The sequence below is a fragment of the Nitrospirota bacterium genome (genome assembly GCA_040752355.1).
In the GTDB taxonomy this organism is placed as follows: domain Bacteria; phylum Nitrospirota; class Thermodesulfovibrionia; order Thermodesulfovibrionales; family Dissulfurispiraceae; genus JBFMCP01.
The window spans coordinates 13,371-32,878 of sequence record JBFMHE010000014.1 but is presented as its reverse complement, the minus strand read 5'-3'; the positions used below and the strand labels follow the sequence as shown (position 1 = coordinate 32,878).

Here is a 19,508-nt window from a genome sequence, read left to right as displayed (position 1 = left end):
GAGGAGAGATACCATGAAGAAGATAGAAGCGATCATCAAACCGTTCAAGCTCGATGAAGTGAAAGACGCCCTCAACGGCATCGGCATCCAGGGGATGACGGTGGCCGAGGTGAAGGGCTTCGGCAGGCAGAAGGGCCATGTCGAGCTCTACCGCGGCGCCGAGTACGACATCGCCTTCGTTCCCAAGGTAGCCATCGTCGTCGTCGTCGCGGACGCGCTCCTCGACAAAGCGATCGCCACGATAGAGAGAATCGCAAAGACCGGCAAAATCGGCGACGGCAAGATCTTCGTCTCGTCTCTCGAGGAGGTGGTAAGGATCCGCACGGGAGAACGCGGCGAGGCAGCGATCTAACCCTCCTGGCATGGTTCTGGCATTGTCTCGCAGAGGGAATACGCCATGAGCTCGCTGCGGGACAGAGTAAAGGAAATGGAAAAAGAGGAGATCCTCGCTGCGCTCCGGGAGAGCGACTGGGTACTGGCGAAGGCGGCCCGGATGCTCGGCATAACGGAGCGGATGATCGGCTATAAGGTCAAGAAATACGGTATCAGGAAGGAGAACCGTCCGGAAGGACCGGATGGGTAAAGAGTTCTTGCGGGGGAAAAGAGAGACGGCGGGCGTTGCCCGCCGGAAGAATTCATACACGTTGGAGGAAGCGATGAAAGTACCAGGAAGGCTCAAAGTGGCGGTTCTGGCAGTGGTAATGGTGCTGGCGGCGGTTACGGCGTATGCCGAGGAGACGAAGGTGGGAGGGTACGCTTCGGCGGATATCATGAGCAATTATGTATGGAGAGGCCAGAAGCTGAGCAACAGCTGGGTCGTACAGCCGTCGGTCGGCATCACCTACGGCAGCTTCGGCGCCAATCTCTGGTCCAATTACGACAGCGATCGGGCCGAGGCAACCAGCGGCGACGAGACCGGACACGGAGAGGTGACCGAAACCGATATCACCCTGAGCTACAGCCGCCCCATAGGCAAGCTGACTCTCGGCGCCGGGTATATCTATTATGCCCTCGAGGGCGCCAACGATACCCAGGAGGTATACCTCTCGGCCAGCTACGACACCCTGCTGAAGCCAGCCATCACGATCTACTACGACTATGACGAGGGCGACGGCACGTTCATCATCGCCTCGCTGAGCCACTCCTTTACCCTCGCGAAGATGACCCTCAACCTCGGCGCTGCGGCGAGCTACAACATCAACAATAAAGTGATGGGCTTCGACAGCGACGGCAACGACTTCAGCAACTTCTACAACGGAGAGGTGTCCACGTCACTGAATATCCCTGTTTACAAATCCGTTGTGATCACCCCGAAGATAGCCTACTCGTTCCCGCTGAGCAACGATGCCAAAAGCGCGATCAGTGGCTTCAGCAATGACGGAAAGAGGGATATTGTCTACGGAGGCATAAACCTGACCGTAAGCTTCTAAGAGCTCCTTATAAGATGAAAGGCTTGATCAGCCCAAGATAACCCCCGCCCTAAAGGGCGACAGCGCAATCGAGAGCCGCCCTTTCCCCCCGCCCAATGCAGCTCCCGTAGAAGCACGGGAGCTGCATTTTCTTATTACTCTGGGAGGCGATCCCGGCGACTATGCCTCTTTTTTAAGCACTGCCTGCCCAAAAAGACGGCAGACAGCGATGATCTTTCATAAAAAATGATTTACTTTCAAAGGCCCCGATCCTGGTATGGCGCTTGCAAACTCCTTCCCGTATGTCTGTCCTGATCTGCAAGAACATATCGATCGAGGGCCCCGGAACCATCGAGGCCTTCCTCAGGGCGAAGGCGATCCCCTACACGACCGTCGATTTGTCGGAGGGAGAGGACCTCTCTTCCGGGGAACGGTATGACAGCCTCGTCATGATGGGCGGCCCCATGAGCGTGAACGAGGACGACCGTTATCCCTATATCAAGGAAGAGATGGCGCTGGCGCGGGACTTTGCCGTCCGGGGCAAGCCTGTGCTCGGCATCTGCCTCGGCGCGCAGATCATGGCGAAGGCGCTCGGCGCACCCGTGTATAAGGGTAAAGAAAAGGAGATCGGCTGGTACGATATCGAGCTCGCCGAAGGCGGCCTCCGCGACCCCCTCATGAGAAGGCTCGCGACCCATCCGCAGGCAGGGGACCTCTGGAAGAGGTTCAAGGTGTTTCACTGGCACGGCGAGACCTTCGATATCCCCGCAGGCGCGGTCCGGCTCGCCGGCTCGGCGCTCTTCCCGAACCAGGCCTTCAGGTACGGCGCACGGGCGTACGCCTTCCAGTTCCATATCGAAGTGACGAAAGAGATGATCTATGACTGGCTCAAAGACGAAGCGGTCGATCTCGCCGCGATACGGGATTCCACGGAAAAGGCCTACGAGGTATACAGCGGCAGGGCGAGGCAGTTTTACGAGGCGTTCTTTCAGTAGCGTTTATAGCGTCCGTCGCGTTATAGCGTACCGCAATAAGCGCGATGAATGCTATAAACGCACAACGCGCAGTAATGAGGAGGTGAGACATGAAAAAAATAGAAGCGATCATCAAGCCCTTCAAGCTCGATGAGGTGAAGGACGCCCTGAACGAGCTCGGCATCCAGGGCATGACCGTGACCGAGGTGAAGGGCTTCGGGAGGCAGAAGGGGCATACGGAGCTCTATAGAGGAGCGGAATATGTCGTCGATTTCATCCCCAAGATAAAGATCGAGGTCGTCACTTCCGACGAGCTGACGCCTAAAGTGGTGAGCTCCATCGAGAAGTCCGCGAAGACCGGCAAGATCGGCGACGGCAAGATCTTCGTCTACACCATCGAGGATGTCGTCCGGATACGAACCGGCGAGCGCGGAGAATCGGCAGTCTGACGACCGTCTATAGCGTTGAGGAGATCGTCCTTTACGCTATAACGCTATAAACGCTATAAACGCGATGGACGCGATGGACGCGACAAACGCACAACACCATTTTCAAGGAGGAAAGGTATGACACCGAAGGACGTACTCAAGATGGCCCAGGAGAACAAGGCCGTCATGGCGAATTTCAAGTTTCTCGATTTCCCCGGCATCTGGCAGCACTTTGCGGTACCCATTTCCGAACTGACCGAGGCGGTGTTCGAAGAAGGCCTCGGCTTCGACGGCTCTTCGATCAGGGGATGGCAGGCGATCAACACGTCGGACATGCTGATCATTCCCGATGCGGCGACCGCCTTCATGGACCCCTTCATGGAATATCCGACGATCAGCCTCGTCTGCAACATCGTCGATCCTATCACCAAGGAGTTTTACACGAGGGATCCCCGCTACATTGCGCAGAAGGCCGAGGCGTATCTCAAATCCACCGGCATCGGCGACACCGCCTACTTCGGCCCCGAGGCAGAATTCTTCATCTTCGATGATGTCATGTTCGACCAGAACGCCCACAGCGGCTACTACTTCATCGACTCCGTCGAGGGCATCTGGAATTCGGGCCGCGATGAGAAGCCCAATCTCGCCTACAAGCCGCGCCACAAGGAGGGCTACTTCCCGGTGCCGCCCACCGACAGCCAGGTGAACCTCAGGACCGAGATGGTAATGGAGATGCTGAAGTGCGGCATCTACGTAGAGCGGGAGCACCACGAAGTCGCCACCGCGGGCCAGGCCGAGATCGACATGCGGTTCGACTCGCTCGTGAAGATGGCCGACAAGAACATGCTCTTCAAATACATCATCAAGAACGTCGCCCGGAGGCACGGCAAGACCGTCACCTTCATGCCGAAGCCGCTCTTCGGGGATAACGGGTCGGGCATGCATGTCCACCAGAGCCTCTGGAAGAACGGCAAGCCCCTCTTCGCCGGCAACGGCTACGCAGGGCTGAGCGAGATGGCGCTCTACTACATCGGCGGCGTCCTGAAACACGCAAAGTCCCTTGCGGCGCTCACGAACCCGACCACGAACTCCTACAAGCGGCTGACCCCGGGCTTCGAGGCGCCGGTCAACCTCGCGTACTCCGCACGGAACCGCTCCGCTTCGATCAGGATCCCCACCTATTCGGCGAGTCCGAAGGCGAAGAGAGTCGAGGTCCGGTTCCCCGACCCGTCGTGCAATACCTATCTCGCCTTCGCAGCGATGATGATGGCGGGGCTCGACGGCATCGAGAACAAGATCCATCCGGGCGATCCGCTCGACAAGGACATCTACGAGCTCGGCCCCGAGGAGCTCGCCTCGGTGCCGACCATGCCGGGCAGCCTCGAGGAAGCGCTCAGCCACCTGGAGGAGGATCACGAATACCTGCTGAAGGGCAACGTCTTCACCCAGGACGCGATCGATACCTGGATCGCCTACAAGAGGACGAGAGAGGTCGATCAGCTCAGGCTGCGGCCGCATCCCTACGAGTTCTTCCTCTACTTCGATATCTAAAAGAAGCTGTGCGAGGCATGAGAGGACATAACCGACGGTTATGTCCTCTCATGTATAAGCAATTCGGTCGTTACGTTGCCTGCACTCTCTTGACACCGTCAAGGAGGCTCACGATCTGGTCTGACATATCCTCAACTTCCTTTGGTCTTGAATCCCGCAGTGGCGTTTCTCAGCTCCCCGGCGATCGTGGCGAGACCGTTGACCTCGTGCATGACATCATCGGACATCCTCTCCATCTCCTTTGAGAGAGCCGAGGTCTTCTCTATACTGCCGGCCACCTCTTCCGATGCCGCCGATTGCTCGTCCACTGCGGTGGCGATCTGGGTGATCTGGTCGCGGACCTTCTGCACCGCTCCTACGATACTGTTCAGAGAGTCACCTGCCTCCCTAACATACTCAGTTATGTGAGCAACACCCTCTGACGCCTCGCCCATGGATTTCGCGGTCTGCTCCGATTCTTTCTGCACCGCCTCTATCTTATCGGATATCTCTGCGGTAGCTTTGATCGTCCGCTCGGCGAGCTTGCGCACCTCATCGGCGACGACGGCAAACCCCCTGCCCTGCTCCCCTGCCCTGGCAGCCTCTATGGCGGCATTCAATGCCAGCAGGTTGGTCTGGTCCGCAATATCCTTGATCACGGTGACTATATCCCCGATCTCACCCGCCCTGCTGTTCAATTTCTCTACCACTGCGGCGAGCTCTACCGTGGAGGTGTAGACCTTGTTTACCGTGCTCACCGCGCCGTCTGCTATCTCTTTGCCTCTCGCCGCGGTCTGCATCGCCTCGGAGGAGGTCTCCGATGCTGCCGATGCATTCTTGGCGATATCGGTAATAGTCTGGCTCATCTCCTCTGCCGCCGCGGCAATCTGGCTCGCCTGGCCCGACTGGTCTTTTGCACTCCCTGCGGTCTTCTCTGCCCTCGACCTCAGGACATCTACAATGGCTACCACGTTGTTTGCGCCGGTGAGTATGCTGTTGATAATCGTGTTGAAGGACTGGATCATCTTATTCATATCCCGGGAGAGCACGCCTATCTCGTCCTTGCTGTGGTACTCTATAGCCGTTCTCAGATCTCCGTTGGCCATATCATTGACCTTTCCGGTCAGGTCAGAGAGCGGTTTCGCTATAGAACGCTTCATTATCAGCATGAAGAGTGCGAGGAGCCCCCCCGTACCCCCTATCACCAGAGCGGCCATCGTGGTGGTCCCCATTGCAGCCGTGGTCATCTGCACCATCTCCTTAACCGCCCTCTCGCTGTCGCTCTCATTTTTATTAATCACCGCCGCCACATCCCTGATGACCTTATCACAAATCTTATCGTACTCGTCCATGACTCCATTGCCTTTTGCCCAGTCTGCAAGATATGCATTGAACATCCTGTTGCCGGTCTCCCACATTGTGGGCAAATCGTCTTTCAGCGCCTCAAGCCTTTTGAGGTGCTCCGGATCATCCCTATTCATAGTTATGAGTGCGTCAATATGTTTGTATGCGGCATCCAGGGCAGGCTTTGCCTCCTCATCAATAACCTTCTTATCTTTGGTCAATGAGGCATCGGTGATAAACTGCCAGACATTTGCAACCTCGAGCTGCAAATCCTTACCTATTGCAGTCTCTTTCTGAATGGCCCTATGCCCCGCAATATCATCCCGGAACTCCCGCATCTCCTTAATCACATACAGAGAGAACCCCGTAGTGAGTACCACTACCAATACGATTAAGCCGACCGAGATATTCAGCTTCCTGGCAATCGTCCACTCTGCAAGTTTCATGTTTATTTCCCTCTTGCCTTTATTCACCTCTCAATCGTCTCGAGAGCCTCACCTGCAGGATTCCCTTATGAGCGCGCCGCCCTCTCACTCTATCGCCCTTGCCGATGATTCAATCATTGCAGTGCCTTCGGCCCTGCCCAGCAAGCGGTCCATATCGAGAAGAATGATAAGGCGCTCGTCGAGCTTCGCGATGCCCCTGATGAACTCCGAGCTGATGTGGGATGCCATCGGCGGGGTCGGCTCGACCGTCGAAGCGGGAATTCTCAGCACCTCCGAGACGGCATCGACCACCAGGCCCATGGTGATCCCCTGGATGTCCATAATCATGATGCGCGCCTGCTCGTCGCTGTCCTTCTGCGGAAGACCGAACTTCGCCCTGAGATTGACGACGGGAATGACCTTCCCCCGCAGGTTGATGACTCCCTCGACATACGGCGGAGAGTTCGGAACACGGGTGATCTCTTTCATACGGTTGATCTCCTGCACCTTCAGGATATCCACCGCGTAGTCCTCGTTCCCCAGGGTGAACGTCACGAGCTGCAGGATATCGTCTCCTGCTGCGCCCTTCAGCTCACCTCTCGATCCGGACGACTCTATGACTGCACTCATACGCCACCTCCCCGTCCCTCGCGTCCCGCAGGCCCGCCCCCGATCATAGCAATCGCCGGCCGGCGTTCGGAGAGCTCTGCTGCATTCGTTTAGAGGTTAATCGTTACACCCTGAACCAGCCTATGCTCTGGTTCAGCTCCCGCTCCTGCGTGTGGAGCCGTCCCATGATATGCCGGGCCTCTTCGATCATCCTTCCCGTCGTGTTGACGAGTTCCGTTATCCGCTCCATGTTCTGGGCGATCTCCTCGGAAGCCGACGACTGCTCCTCGGTCGCTGCCGCGATCCTCTGGATCATGTCCATCGCCTTCTGGGTAGAGCCGACGATCTCATCGAGCGCCCGGAGCGCCTCTTCAGCGAGGCTGACGCCGCCCTCCGCATCCGTCGTGCACTTCCCCATCGCCTCGACCGAGGCCTGGGACTGTGCCTGAATCGCGTTGATCTTGTCGGCAATCTCCCCGGTAGCCTTCGAGGTGCGTTCGGCGAGCTTTCTGACCTCATCGGCGACCACGGCAAAGCCCCTGCCCTGCTCCCCTGCCCTGGCAGCCTCGATCGCCGCGTTCAGGGCGAGGAGGTTCGTCTGGTCCGCTATATCGTTGATGACCGCCACGATCTCGCCTATCTCCTTGGAGCTGGCGCCCAGGTCCTCGATCGTCCGCGACGACTGCTTTACGGATTCAGCGATGCCGATCATGGCATCGACGGCCTTCTTGACCGTGTCCTTTCCTTTCTGCGCTATGCCGGTCGCCTCCTTTGCGCCCTCCGACGCATACGAGGCGTTCTTCGCCACATCGATGATCGTCTGCGACATCTCGGAGGTTGCCGAGGCGATGTGGTCGACCTGCGAGAGCTGCTCCTTGGAGCCCGAGTCGATGGCGTCCACCTTTTCCATCAGCACATCGGCGTCCTGCTTCACGTTCTGCGCGACCGAGGTGATGCGCACGATGGTATCCCGCAGGGCCGACAGGATCTTATTGTAGATATCCTTGAGGAAGTTCCTGTCGTCCTCGATCCTGTTCTCCGCTTTCAGCTCACCGCGCTCGAGCGCGGTGAAGCACTCCAGGGCCTGCGCCATATTCCTCTGCATGGTCTTATTGATGATGAAGAGAAACGCCGTGAATCCTAAAAGCGAGAGCACAATGACGGTGACGAGCAGCGCCGTTCCCCGCCGGTCGGCCCGGGCCGCTTCCTCCTCGCTCCTCTTGAAGGTCGCCTTCTGGTCTTTGCTCAGCTGCACGATGGCTGCCTTGATATCCCTCCACTTGGGCGTCTCCTTCTGGACCAGCACACTGACCGCTTCCTCCTTCCTTCCCGCCACTGCGAGCTCCTGGACCTCGGTCTTCAGGGTATGCGCTCCATCCCAGGCGGTACGGATCGCCTTGAGCTGTTCCTGCATCTTCCCCTCGGCCAGCCCGATCGCTCCGTCATTCGCCTTTATGAATTCCTCATGGGCCTTCCTATAGTTCTCCTTCGCCTTCTCATCATTCGGATTGATCAGCACATTGCGCGTCGCCTGCTCCGTCTGGATGCCGTCGATATGCATTTCGTTCAGATTGAGGAGCAGCGCCTGATCGACATCGATCATCTTCTCGAGCCGCTTGTGCGCGCTGCTGTTGTGGCCGATGAACAGCGCAAGGATGATCCCCAGGACAGCGGCATTCACTGCACCCACCAGTATCAGAAGCCGTTTGACGCTCATCAATCCCTCCTGTGATTCCCCGATCTCTCCCGCCGCGATGCGCTATGCTCCCGCTCATGAACGGCCGAGCTCCCTCCACCGCCCGGACACCCATTCCTTGCTCTCCTTGAGCGCCTGCAGGATGCTCTCCTCATTCAGCCCCAGCGTAGCGCATAGCGTCTTCACGGTGCCGCTCCCCTCTCGCAGGACCGTCTCGTTCCGCAGCCGCAGAACGGTCTCGAGCCCGCGATAGAAGAGATATATCTCTCTGAGTTTTCCCGCAGTCTCGGGGGCCACCACGCCGGCCCTGCTCAGGCGCGCAATGGCCGGGAGCGTTCCCTGGACGAGGAGGAAGGGCATGGCCCTGCAATGGCTGAGCTGCAGATATTGAACGATGAACTCCAGTTCTTCAAGACCGCCCGCGCCGAGCTTGATGTCGTAGCTGCCGGGGGACTCCTTCGAGAGCTCCTTGAGAATGCGCTCTCTCATTCTCCTGATATCTGCAAACGATACGTCCCTTCCTCTCTCCAGCAAGACGGAATGCCTCAATGCCATGACCCCCCTGGCTATATATATATCGCCGGAAACGGGCCTCCCCTTTAGCAGGGCCTGAAGCTCCCACGGCTGTGCATCCCGTCGATAATAATCCGCCATTGCCCCGAGGGATCTCACGAGGGGACCCTTGCTGCCGTCCGGCCTGAGACGCGTATCGACCGCATAAGCGCTCCCGTCCTTCGTATAGGAGGTCACGACCCGCACCAGCCGCTCGGCAGCGCGGACCACCGCTTCAGGCGGGTCACCGGGGGAGACGAAGATGAGGTCGAGGTCGGAACTGAAGGTCATCTCTCTGCCGCCCAGCTTGCCGAACCCGATAACCCCCAGAGGGGCCGCCGTACCGCTCCGCCCCCCCGCCGCTCCCTCCCCGGGGGAAGGGCCCCGCTGCGCAAGCAGGAGCTTCATGATCAGCTCGGCGTTGTTGCTCAGCCCGTGCATGAGCGTCCGGACACTTATATCCCTGTTGAGGAAGAGGATGCCGAGGCGTATCTCCTCGAGCCTTCTGAAGAGGCGTATCGCCGTCGCTTCGCCGTACCGCTCGGCGAGCGAGAGCAGCTCGGCCTCGCGCTGCCGCAGCCCCTTGCCCCGGACCTCTCCCTCGAAGAGCGAGCCGATATAGCGGGGGTTGCTCATAAAAATCCTGGAGAGGTACTCGCTGTGTGAGAAGATGAAGGTGAGCGTCTCGACGATCTCCCGTCTTCCGCTGACTGCCTCGAGGTACGATTCGTTGGTAGCGATGAGCGCGGCGAAGTCGACCAACTGCAGCAGGGCGAGATCGGGGTCGGGCCCCTTGAGCGCAGCCTCGACGAACTGCGGAACGATCTCTTCCAGCAGCCGCCTGCCCCGTATCGTCTGAAAGGAGTGAATCGTGTTCCTGATCTTGTTCAGGTAGTGCACGCTCCGCTGCTTGTTCCTGACGCCCGCTGCCGTGAGCGCATCGTCGAGCAGCGTCTCGAGAGGCAGTTCGTCATCCCAGAAGGCCCTGCTGAACAGATTGTCTCCGCTCCCTTCCCGGTCCCGCTGCTTCTTATCATCGGGACGGACCTCGAGGAGGGAGTCGTAGATCGCCCGCACCTTGCGCCGGCGCTGGTCGAGCGCGGCGAGGAAAGCCTTTCCCTCGCTGAACCCCATCTTCCTCCCCAGGATATCGAGCTCGCGCTCTCCGGCAGGGAGCGACTGGGTCTGGAGGTCGTTCAGCTGCTGGAGCCGGTGCTCGAGGGTCCTGAGATAGAGGTAGTTTTCCGAGAGGTGCTGGAAGTCCTCATACCCTATCATGCCCTTCTGCGTCAGGCTATGCAGCGTCTTCACCGTACTCCGCTCCCGCAGGAGCGGTTCCCGGCCGCCATAGATGAGCTGGAAGACCTGCATGAAGAATTCGATCTCCCGTATGCCGCCGTATCCCCGTTTTATATCCCTGCTCACAGCGCCGGGCTTGATCTGCTCGACCTGGGACTTCATGCGCCGTATCTCGTCGATGGCCTGGAAATCGAGATACTTCCGGAAGACGAAGGGCTCGATCAGGGCGAGGAACTCTCTGCCGAGCGCAGCGTCTCCCGCCACCGCCCGCGCCCGCAGGAGCGCCGCCCGCTCCCAGAGCTGTCCCCATGATTCGTAATACTCCTCGTACCCCCTGAGGGAAAGCGCCAGGCTGCCGCGCTGTCCCTGCGGCCTCAGCCTGAGGTCTACCCGGTACGCAAAACCGTCCTCGGTATTGGCGGAGAGGAACCGCGTCATCTCTTCGACGAGCTTGGTGTAGTACTCGAAGGCGGTGATGCGGTTCATGGTGACGCCCTGCATCCCTGCAACGCCGCCGGTCTCGCCCTCTGCGCGATATACGAAGATGATATCGATATCGGAGCTGTAGTTGAGCTCCTGGGCGCCCAGTTTGCCGAGTCCTATGACGGCTACCGCGTTATCGGCCGGGTCGCCGTAGCGCTGCCGGAGCGTTGTCTCAACAAAGCGGAGCGACTCGTCCACTATGGCATCGGCGAGGGTGCTTATATCGAGCATGATCTCCTGGAGGTCCGCCTTCCGGAGGAGATCCTTCAGGGTAATGACGATGAATTTGTCCTTTCTGAAGCGGCGCACCACCGCCATCCCTTCGGCAAGGGAGGCGCAGGAGCTCAAGAGGGCCCGCAGCTCCCTGCCGAGCTCCTCCACGGCGAAGGACATACCGAGGTTGTCGAGCGCGTGAAAGAGCGCCTCGGGGCGACGGGTGGCGTGGGTCGCAAGGAACTGGCTGCAGGAGAAGAGAAGAGAGACTTCGTTCCTCTTTTCCTGAAGGCGCCCGGCGAAACCGGGATTTTCGGCGAGAAAGGTTTCGACGTTATGGGAGGCCCGTTCGGGGTCGGGGATCGAGTAGCTCATAGCTGGCAGCTCACGGCTCATGGACTACTATAATACTCATTCGGTCCCCCTCTTTTCCACGAAGGAGCACTATGAGCTGCAGGCGTTCCTACTCGCTCCAGAGCCGGGGGTCCAGGGCGTCCCGCAGCCCCTCGCCCACGAGATTGTAGCTCAGCACGGTCACGAGGATGGCGAGTCCGGGAAAGAGCGAGAGCCACCAGGCGACGGTGATATTGTCCTTGCCCGCGGTGAGTATATTCCCCCAGCTCGGGTCAGGAGGCACCACGCCGAGGCCGAGAAAGGAGAGCGCCGACTCCGTAAGGATCGCTCCCGCTATACCGAAGGTGGCGGCGACGAAGACCGGGGAGAGGGCGTTCGGTATCACGTGCCTGAAGATGATGCGGCGGTCTCCCGCGCCGATGGCGCGCGCAGCAGCGACGAAGTCCCGCTCTTTCAGCGAGAGGAACTCTGCCCTCACGAGACGGGCAACGTCCATCCAGCCGGTCACCCCGATAATGATCATGATGGTAGTGATACTCTGCTCGACGATCGCGATCACCGCGAGGATCAGGAAGAAGGTCGGGAAGGCGAGCATGATATCGACAAAGCGCATCAGGACGGCGTCTACTCTCCCTCCGTAGAAACCGGCGACGGCGCCGACAATCGTCCCGATGGTTATCGCGATGCCGACCGCAACAAACCCCACGGTGAGCGATATGCGGCTCCCCCATATCATCCGCGAGAGGACATCCCTTCCGAGCTCATCGGTCCCGAAGGGGTGCGTCGCACTCGGCGGCGAGAGCACATTGTACACATTGATCGCCGTCGGTTGGTAGGGAGCGACGAGCGGCGCGAGCAGGGCGACTCCCGCGAGGCAGAGAATGATCGCGAGGCCGGCCACCGCCAGCGCGTTTTTCCTGAACCTCCTCCAGATAATCGCGACCATCTACTTCCTCACCCGGATTCTCGGATCGACCAGCGCATACGAGATATCGGCAAGGAGGTTGCCGATGAGCGTCAGTATCGCGCCGATGACCAGTATCCCCATGATCGTCGGATAATCCCGGGCCATCGTCGACTGGTAGAAGAGCTGCCCCATCCCGGGTATCGAGAAGATCGACTCGAAGATCACCGCCCCGCCGATGAGCCCGGGCACGGCAAGGCCGAGGATCGTCACGATCGGCAGGAGCGCATTGCGCAGTGCATGCTGGATAATGACGGTCGACTCTTTCAGCCCCTTTGCCCGTGCTGTCCTGATGTAGTCCTGCCGTATCACCTCGAGCATGCTCGACCGGCTGAACCTGCTGAACCCGGCAATGCCGCCGAAGGCGGCGAGGGTGACCGGGAGCACCAGATGCTTCGCCCAGTCGAGGAGCCGGTCGAGCCGTCCCATACCCGACACATCGATACTCTGTATCCCTGAAATCGGGAGTATCCCGAGCGTAACGCCGAAGATGATCATCATGATGAGCGCCAGCCAGAACGTCGGCGTCGAGAACCCCAGGAAAACGAAGACGGTCGTCAGCTTGTCGAAGAGCGAGTACTGCCGTGTCGCCGACAGGACCCCGATCGGGATCGCTATGGTCATGATAAGGAGGAGCGAAAGGATATTGATGGTCAGGGTGACAGGAATACGCTCCGTTATCTTATCCAGCACCTTCTTCCCATCGACGAACGAGGTCCCGAAGTCGAGGCGTACAAACCTCTTGAGCCAGTCGAGGTACTGGATGTGGAGCGGCTTGTCGAGCCCGTAGAGTTTTTTCAGGTTCTCCCGGGCCTGGGCCGACGCCTTCATCGACATTTCGGTCTCGACCTCGACCGGTCCGCCCGGCGCGAGGTGGATCACGGTAAAACTGATGAGGGTTATCCCGAAGATAAGGGGTATCATCAGGAGGAGACGTTTCAGAATATATACAGTCATACTTCTACTATATCAAATTACCGGGTTCCAACGCTAAAATCGAGCCTTCAGCCGTCGGCAATCAGCTCTCAGCTATCGGCTCCGGCATCGCCGGCTGCCGGCTCCCCGGCATTATAGAGCATCTTCATCTCTTCAGAATAGCTCCCGTCATCTTCATAGATTATGAGCGGGGGCTCCACTTTCAATCCCGACCGCGCGCCCTTCACCGCCTCGACGAGCACCATCTTCGCCTCCGAGCCGAGGGTCGAGTGAACAAGCCTCAGACGCTTCGGCTCGATTCCGTAACCTTTCATTATGTGGACGATCTCCGCCAGCCGCTCCGGAAGATGGATGACGCAGAACCGGCCATGGTGCCTGAGCAGGGCCGATGCTGCCCGCACGAGCTCGGGCAGCGATACCTTGAGCTCGTGACGTGCAATGGCCCGCTCGTCATCGATGCTCAGCTTTCCCGACCGGGCCCTCCGGTACGGAGGATTCGAGACCACGAGGTCGTACTCGCCGCAACGGAGCGGCGGCCCGGGAGCGGAGGGAATGCTTGGGGCCGTTATGTGCGTGATATCCGCGTTGACGACCGTTACCCTGTCCCGGAGGCCATTGGCCGCCACATTCCTCTCGGCGAGCCGGACAAGGCTCTCCTGCAGCTCGATCAGGGTGACGCCCGCCTCGGGATACTTCCGCGCAAGGAGCAGCCCTATAATGCCCGAACCCGCGCCGAGGTCCGCGATCGTCTTGACGCGCGGCAGCGTGATAAACGAATAGACGAGAAGCGCATCGACGGAGAAGCGGTAACCGCCCTTGTTCTGGTAGATCTTAATGTCGCGCAAAAAATCGTGGGTGGTCATCGGGCTGGCGGTACAGCTCTGTCGGAGTCGAGTATCTCGCGGTGCGATTGCAGAACCTCACCGCCCGCTGGAGTCTGTGCTCATCAGGGGTCAGATAGGTGCCAAAAAGATAAATCGCCTGCACCGCCGGATAAAAGCTCAGCACGGTTTCTATTATCGCTTGTTCACTCATAGCATCACCTTAGACGACACGCCCGAATAGATTTGACCCTATCCGCCAAGCCACCTAATCTCATTGAAAAATATGATACCATATCACACATTCTGCTGGCCCTTTCGTTGCATCTTCCTATCGTTATATGTTTGCCGGGTTGTTTTCATCCTCCGCCCATCGCGAGGGGTTATTGATAATGTATTCCCGTATCCGGTTCAATTCGTCATTGTTGCGTATGATGTGCTCATAATAATTCCGTTGCCATAATTTGCCGTTGAACGGTTGCCATCCATGCGTCCTGGCCCCGCGAATATATTCGTTCGTCGTCATAGTTTTAAACCAATCAATGATATTACCCAATGTAGGGGCAACCCTGTGTGGTTGCCCTGTTTCCGGTTGTTTATTTGTTTCCGGGCAGCCACACAGGGCTGCCCCTACGATAACGATGATGCTGTGTATATGATTGGGCATAATAATATATCCGCCGGATTCAATTGTCGGGAATTTATTTGCCGATTCATTCCACCATCTTGTGACCATTTGACCGGCATCATTCAACTGCATCCTGCCGTCTATTACCTCGCCCAACAGACAGGCGCGGTCTTGTATACATATCGTCACGAAATACGCCCCTTCCCGGCTGTAATCATATCCTTGCAGCCGAACAGAGCGGCGCCGGCGCGTATCAGGATCATATTTCACGGTAAATCCTTTGCTCGTGTGCAAAAAATTCCTTCTGCTCCGGATCGAAGGAAATTACCTTATCAAGAAAATGGAAGCGTGTGTTTGAGGGGTTAAGATAGACGAGGGTTCCTTCTCCACGGTTGCGCTCTCATCGGAATATTCGAGAACTTTCATGTGCCATTACGATTCCCTTATCACCTTCATCAACGCCTCGAGCAGCTCTTCCTCTTTGACCTGTTTCACCACTTCGCCCTTTTTGAATACGAGCCCCATCCCTTTGCCGCCGGCGATGCCGAAATCGGCCTCGCGCGCCTCGCCGGGGCCGTTGACGACGCAGCCCATCACCGCGACGGTGATCGGCTCTTTCATATCTTTTATCGCGGACTCCACCTTCTGGGCGAGCGGCTTGAGGTCGATGCAGCAGCGGCCGCAGGTGGGACAGGAGACGATCTCGGGCCCTCGTTGCCGAATTCCCAGGGACTTCAGGATCTCGTATGCAACCCGCACCTCCTCCTCCGGCTCGGCGGTGAGCGAGACTCTCATGGTGTCGCCGATCCCCTCTTCGAGCAGTATCCCGAGCCCCACGGCGCTCTTGATGATGCCGCTGAAGGAAGGGCCGGCTTCCGAGATACCGATGTGCAGCGGGTAGTCGTACTTCCGCGAGAAGAGCCGGTAGGCCTCGACCGTCTTCATCACATTGGATGCCTTGAGCGACACCTTGATATCCCTGAAGTCGAGGTCTTCGAGAATGCGTATATGCCCCTCGGCGCTCTCCACGAGCGCCTCGGGCGTCGGGTGTCCGTACTTCTCGAGCAGCTCTTTTTCGAGGGAGCCTGCGTTCACGCCGATGCGGATCGGCACCTTCCGGTCCTTTGCCGCGAGCACGACCTCTTTCACCTTCCAGCCGGCGCCGATATTCCCCGGGTTGAGCCGGAGCCCGTCGATGCCCTGCCTGATCGCCTCGAGGGCGAGCCTCCAGTCGAAATGGATATCGGCGATCATCGGGATCGACACCCCCTGCCTTATCGGGCCGAGGGCACGGGCCGCCGCCTCATCGGGAACGGCGAGCCTGACGATCTCGCAGCCAGCAGCCTCGAGCGCCCGGATCTGCTCCACCGTGGCGCCGACAGTGCGGGTATCGGTCTTGGTCATCGACTGGACGGTGATGGGGTTCTGTCCGCCGACGGCGACACTCCCCACCCTTATTTCGCGCGTAGGCCTTCTCGTGATCATTCCCTATTATTTTTGTTTTTTGGTCTTTTTGGCAACAGGAGTGACAGGGGCAAGGGCCTCTTCGGTCTCCTCCGGCGCGGGCGCCGGAGCAGCCTGTGCCGCCTGAATCGCCCTGAACCGCTTGACGGCCTGCTCATGCTCGGTCCAGGTCTTCGAGAACCGGTGCGTGCCGTCGCCCTGCGATACGAAGTAGAGATAGGGGACATTGGCAGGATACAGGGCGGCCATTATCGACTTCAGCCCCGGCGAGGCGATCGGACCGGGAGGCAGCCCCTTGATCAGGTAGGTGTTATACTCCGTCTTCCTCTTGAGATCGCTGAGCGTAATGCGCTCCTTCGAGCTCTTGACGCCGTAAATGGAGGTAGGGTCGGCCTGGAGGAGCATCCCTTTCTTGAGCCGGTTATGGTAGACCGCGGAAATGACCGGACGCTCCTCGTCGACGATCGCCTCCTTTTCGATAATGGAGGCCATGGTCAGCACCTCGCGCTCGCTCCATCCCAGCTTCCCGGCGCGCTCCCTGAGCTTTTCCGTATACGTGTCCCGCAGGGTATTCACCATCAGCCGTACGATCGCCCTGGGGGTTGCGCCTTTGGGTATCCGGTAGGTCTGGGGAAAGAGATACCCTTCGAGGCTCGGGGCCTCGATCCCGAGATGGGTCATGAGCTCCTTATCCCTGGCAAGCGCGTCGAAATCATCGACCGATACGAGCCTGTACGTCTCGAGCTTCCTGCCTATCTCGAGGAGGCTGTCGCCTTCGATGACGGTGATCTCGTACTCGATGATCTTTCCCGAGACGAGGCGCTTGAAGACCTGGAAGGGGCTCATCTTTCCCATGAACGAGTAGTAGCCTGCCCGCACCTTCCTGTCGAGGCCCGAAAGCTTCCCGACGACGATGAACACCGTCTTGTCGCGTATGAGATTATGCTTCCTCAGGATGTTGATCGCCTGCTTGTAGGTGGTGCCCGGAGGTATCTCGATCTCGACCTGGGGAGCGCCGATACTGCCGATATCCGAGGGGACGAAGAGCTGAATGCCTATATAGACCAGGAAGAGCGCGGCGAGCGATCCGAGCAGTATCTTCGCGTTGTTCTTCACGGTTATCTTTCTCATGGCTTCTTATGTTATCGAGGAGACGGGACAAAAAATTGAGCGGGGCCCTTTTCAGTAATAGTACCAAATCTTTACCCTAAACTACAAATACACCATCTCCTAAAAAGCAGGGGCGATTGGTCCAATCGCCCCTGCTTTCCGGCCTCTCTGCTGCTGTAGCGCCGAATTCCGGCTCCCGCCGTTTAGTACATCCCTTCCATGCCGCCGCCGTGAGGCATTGCCGGCATCTTCTTCTCCTCTTCCGGCAGCTCGGTGATCATCACCTCGGTGGTGAGCATGAGGCCCGATACCGACGCGGCGTTCTGGAGCGCCGACCGGGTCACCTTGGTCGGGTCGATGATGCCGGCCTTCAGCATATCGGTGTACTCTTCCCGGTAAGCGTCATAGCCGTAGTTGGCTTCCTTGGAGCCTTTGACCTTCTCGACAATGATCGCGCTCTCGATGCCGGCGTTCTGGATGATCTGCCTGATCGGCTCTTCGAGTGCTTTCTTCACGATGCCGACGCCGAGCTGCTGGTCGTGGTGGTCGAGCTTCACTTTATCGAGGCCCTTGATGCACCTGATGAGCGCTACGCCGCCACCGGGCACAATGCCTTCCTCGACCGCCGCTCTCGTTGCATGGAGCGCGTCCTCGACTCTCGCCTTCTTCTCTTTCATCTCGGCCTCGGTTGCAGCGCCGACATTGATTACCGCAACGCCGCCGACCAGCTTTGCGAGCCGCTCCTGGAGCTTCTCTCTATCGTAGTCGGAGGTCGTTTCGTCGATCTGGGTCTTGATCTGCTTCACCCTTCCCTGGATCTTGGACGCATCGCCGGCGCCCTCGACAATGGTGGTGTTCTCCTTGTCGATCGTGATCTTCCGGGCCCTGCCGAGGTCGTTGAGCTTGACGTTCTCGAGCTTCAGGCCGAGATCTTCGGAGATGACGGTACCGCCGGTCAGAACGGCGATATCCTCGAGCATCGCCTTCCTCCGGTCGCCGAAGCCCGGGGCCTTGACCGCAGCCACCTGCAGGGTGCCGCGCAGCTTGTTGACGACGAGAGTTGCGAGGGCCTCGCCCTCCACCTCCTCGGCGAGGATGAGGAGCGGCCTGCCCATCTTGGCGACCTGCTCGAGAATGGGGAGGAGGTCCTTCATGCTCGAGATCTTCTTGTCGTGAATGAGGATGAACACATCATCCAGCACGCACTCCATCCTGTCGGGATCGGTGATGAAGTACGGGGAGATGTAGCCCCGGTCGAACTGCATGCCTTCGACGACGTCCAGGGTGGTAGCCATGCCCTTCGCCTCTTCGACGGTGATGACGCCGTCTTTGCCGACCTTGTCCATGGCGTCGGCGATGAGCTCGCCGATGGTGGCGTCGTTGTTGGCGGAAATGGTGCCGACCTGCGCGATCTCCTTCTTGTCGGCAATGGTCTTGCTCATGGTCTTGAGCTCGGCGACGACCGCCTCGACCGCCTTGTCGATGCCCCTCTTGAGGTCGATCGCGTTGGCGCCGGCAGTCACATGCTTCATGCCCTCCTTGTAAACGGCATAGGCCAGAACGGTCGCCGTGGTGGTGCCGTCGCCTGCCACGTCAGAGGTCTTCGAGGCGACCTCTCTCAGGAGCTGGGCGCCCATATTCTCGTAGGGCTCCTTGAGCTCGATCTCCTTGGCGACCGTGACGCCGTCCTTCGTGATATTCGGGGCGCCGAACTTCCGGTCGATAATGACATTCCTTCCTCTCGGGCCGAGGGTCGCCTTTACGGCATCGGTCAAAATAGTAATGCCCCTCAGCATCGACTGTCTCGCTGTCTCATCAAACAAGAGCTGTTTTGCTGCCATCTGTTCTCATCCTCCTTTTTTATTCCGCTGTTGAGCTTAAACGATAACGCCTAAAACGTCTTCTTCCTTAAGAATCAAATATTCCGTACCGTCGATCTTGATCTTCGAGCCCGAATACTTGTCGAAGAGAATGGTGTTCCCCTCCTTCAGTTCCTTGACCTCTGACCCGACCGACTCGACGATGCCCTTCTGGGGCTTCTCCTTCGCCACATCCGGCACGTAGAGGCCGCCGGCGGTCTTCTCGACCTCCTCCTCCGAGTACTTCACTACGACTCTGTCCTTGAGCGGCTTGATCTTCATACCTTGCATACCTCCTTGTTGGAATTAGTTTTACACTCTCACCCTGACGGATTAACGTGGATGCTTAGGGCTGTTATTAGCACTCAATCCCGATGAGTGCTAATATAACCGGAAATGCAAAGAAGAAG

Annotated in this window: 18 protein-coding genes; 6 read left to right on the top strand and 12 right to left on the bottom strand. The window is 58.6% G+C overall.

Annotated features, from left to right (window positions below):
• The first annotated feature begins 13 nt into the window (after positions 1 to 13).
• The 6 genes from AB1805_10970 to glnA all read left to right on the top strand — a co-directional run bounded on the left by AB1805_10970 (position 14) and on the right by glnA (position 4,362).
• Positions 14 to 352, top strand: a complete 339-nt coding sequence (locus AB1805_10970; protein ID MEW5745942.1) for a P-II family nitrogen regulator — start codon at positions 14 to 16, stop codon at positions 350 to 352.
• A 45-nt stretch (positions 353 to 397) separates the two neighbouring features.
• Positions 398 to 583 carry a helix-turn-helix domain-containing protein gene (locus tag AB1805_10965; protein MEW5745941.1) on the top strand — a complete coding sequence of 62 codons (186 nt, stop codon included), beginning with the start codon at positions 398 to 400 and terminating at the stop codon, positions 581 to 583.
• A 73-nt stretch (positions 584 to 656) separates the two neighbouring features.
• On the top strand, positions 657 to 1,430 hold the full coding sequence (locus AB1805_10960) for a hypothetical protein (protein MEW5745940.1): 774 nt from the start codon (positions 657 to 659) through the stop codon (positions 1,428 to 1,430).
• 281 nt (positions 1,431 to 1,711) lie between these two features.
• Positions 1,712 to 2,404: a type 1 glutamine amidotransferase gene (locus tag AB1805_10955; protein ID MEW5745939.1), complete on the top strand. Its 693-nt coding sequence runs from the start codon at positions 1,712 to 1,714 to the stop codon at positions 2,402 to 2,404.
• A gap of 89 nt (positions 2,405 to 2,493) precedes the next feature.
• Positions 2,494 to 2,832 carry a P-II family nitrogen regulator gene (locus tag AB1805_10950; GenBank protein MEW5745938.1) on the top strand — a complete coding sequence of 113 codons (339 nt, stop codon included), beginning with the start codon at positions 2,494 to 2,496 and terminating at the stop codon, positions 2,830 to 2,832.
• 117 nt (positions 2,833 to 2,949) lie between these two features.
• Positions 2,950 to 4,362, top strand: a complete 1,413-nt coding sequence (gene glnA, locus AB1805_10945) for a type I glutamate--ammonia ligase (GenBank protein ID MEW5745937.1) — start codon at positions 2,950 to 2,952, stop codon at positions 4,360 to 4,362.
• 131 nt (positions 4,363 to 4,493) lie between these two features.
• Here glnA and AB1805_10940 read toward each other — a convergent pair whose 3' ends face one another.
• The 12 genes from AB1805_10940 to AB1805_10885 form a co-directional block, all read right to left on the bottom strand.
• Positions 4,494 to 6,131, bottom strand: coding sequence for a HAMP domain-containing methyl-accepting chemotaxis protein (locus AB1805_10940; GenBank protein MEW5745936.1), 1,638 nt, complete (start codon positions 6,129 to 6,131; stop codon positions 4,494 to 4,496).
• Between the two features lie 84 nt (positions 6,132 to 6,215).
• Complete coding sequence (locus AB1805_10935; GenBank protein ID MEW5745935.1) at positions 6,216 to 6,740, bottom strand: chemotaxis protein CheW; 525 nt, start codon at positions 6,738 to 6,740, stop codon at positions 6,216 to 6,218.
• Between the two features lie 103 nt (positions 6,741 to 6,843).
• A complete protein-coding gene (locus tag AB1805_10930) occupies positions 6,844 to 8,436 on the bottom strand; it encodes a methyl-accepting chemotaxis protein (GenBank protein MEW5745934.1) in 1,593 nt (530 codons plus the stop codon).
• A 54-nt stretch (positions 8,437 to 8,490) separates the two neighbouring features.
• Positions 8,491 to 11,337, bottom strand: a complete 2,847-nt coding sequence (gene glnE, locus AB1805_10925) for a bifunctional [glutamate--ammonia ligase]-adenylyl-L-tyrosine phosphorylase/[glutamate--ammonia-ligase] adenylyltransferase (protein MEW5745933.1) — start codon at positions 11,335 to 11,337, stop codon at positions 8,491 to 8,493.
• 88 nt (positions 11,338 to 11,425) lie between these two features.
• Positions 11,426 to 12,262: an oligopeptide ABC transporter permease gene (gene opp4C / locus AB1805_10920; protein MEW5745932.1), complete on the bottom strand. Its 837-nt coding sequence runs from the start codon at positions 12,260 to 12,262 to the stop codon at positions 11,426 to 11,428.
• Positions 12,263 to 13,237, bottom strand: coding sequence for an ABC transporter permease (locus tag AB1805_10915; protein ID MEW5745931.1), 975 nt, complete (start codon positions 13,235 to 13,237; stop codon positions 12,263 to 12,265).
• Positions 13,238 to 13,305: 68 nt separating this feature from the next.
• Positions 13,306 to 14,061: a tRNA1(Val) (adenine(37)-N6)-methyltransferase gene (locus AB1805_10910; GenBank protein ID MEW5745930.1), complete on the bottom strand. Its 756-nt coding sequence runs from the start codon at positions 14,059 to 14,061 to the stop codon at positions 13,306 to 13,308.
• 313 nt (positions 14,062 to 14,374) lie between these two features.
• Positions 14,375 to 14,935, bottom strand: a complete 561-nt coding sequence (locus AB1805_10905) for a transposase (protein ID MEW5745929.1) — start codon at positions 14,933 to 14,935, stop codon at positions 14,375 to 14,377.
• A gap of 162 nt (positions 14,936 to 15,097) precedes the next feature.
• On the bottom strand, positions 15,098 to 16,150 hold the full coding sequence (gene ispG, locus AB1805_10900; protein MEW5745928.1) for a flavodoxin-dependent (E)-4-hydroxy-3-methylbut-2-enyl-diphosphate synthase: 1,053 nt from the start codon (positions 16,148 to 16,150) through the stop codon (positions 15,098 to 15,100).
• Positions 16,151 to 16,156: 6 nt separating this feature from the next.
• Positions 16,157 to 17,260, bottom strand: a complete 1,104-nt coding sequence (mltG, locus tag AB1805_10895; GenBank protein MEW5745927.1) for an endolytic transglycosylase MltG — start codon at positions 17,258 to 17,260, stop codon at positions 16,157 to 16,159.
• A gap of 182 nt (positions 17,261 to 17,442) precedes the next feature.
• Positions 17,443 to 19,080 (bottom strand): chaperonin GroEL, encoded by a 1,638-nt coding sequence (groL, locus tag AB1805_10890; protein MEW5745926.1) that lies wholly within the window; start codon positions 19,078 to 19,080, stop codon positions 17,443 to 17,445.
• A gap of 36 nt (positions 19,081 to 19,116) precedes the next feature.
• On the bottom strand, positions 19,117 to 19,380 hold the full coding sequence (locus AB1805_10885) for a co-chaperone GroES (protein MEW5745925.1): 264 nt from the start codon (positions 19,378 to 19,380) through the stop codon (positions 19,117 to 19,119).
• Positions 19,381 to 19,508: the final 128 nt, after the last annotated feature.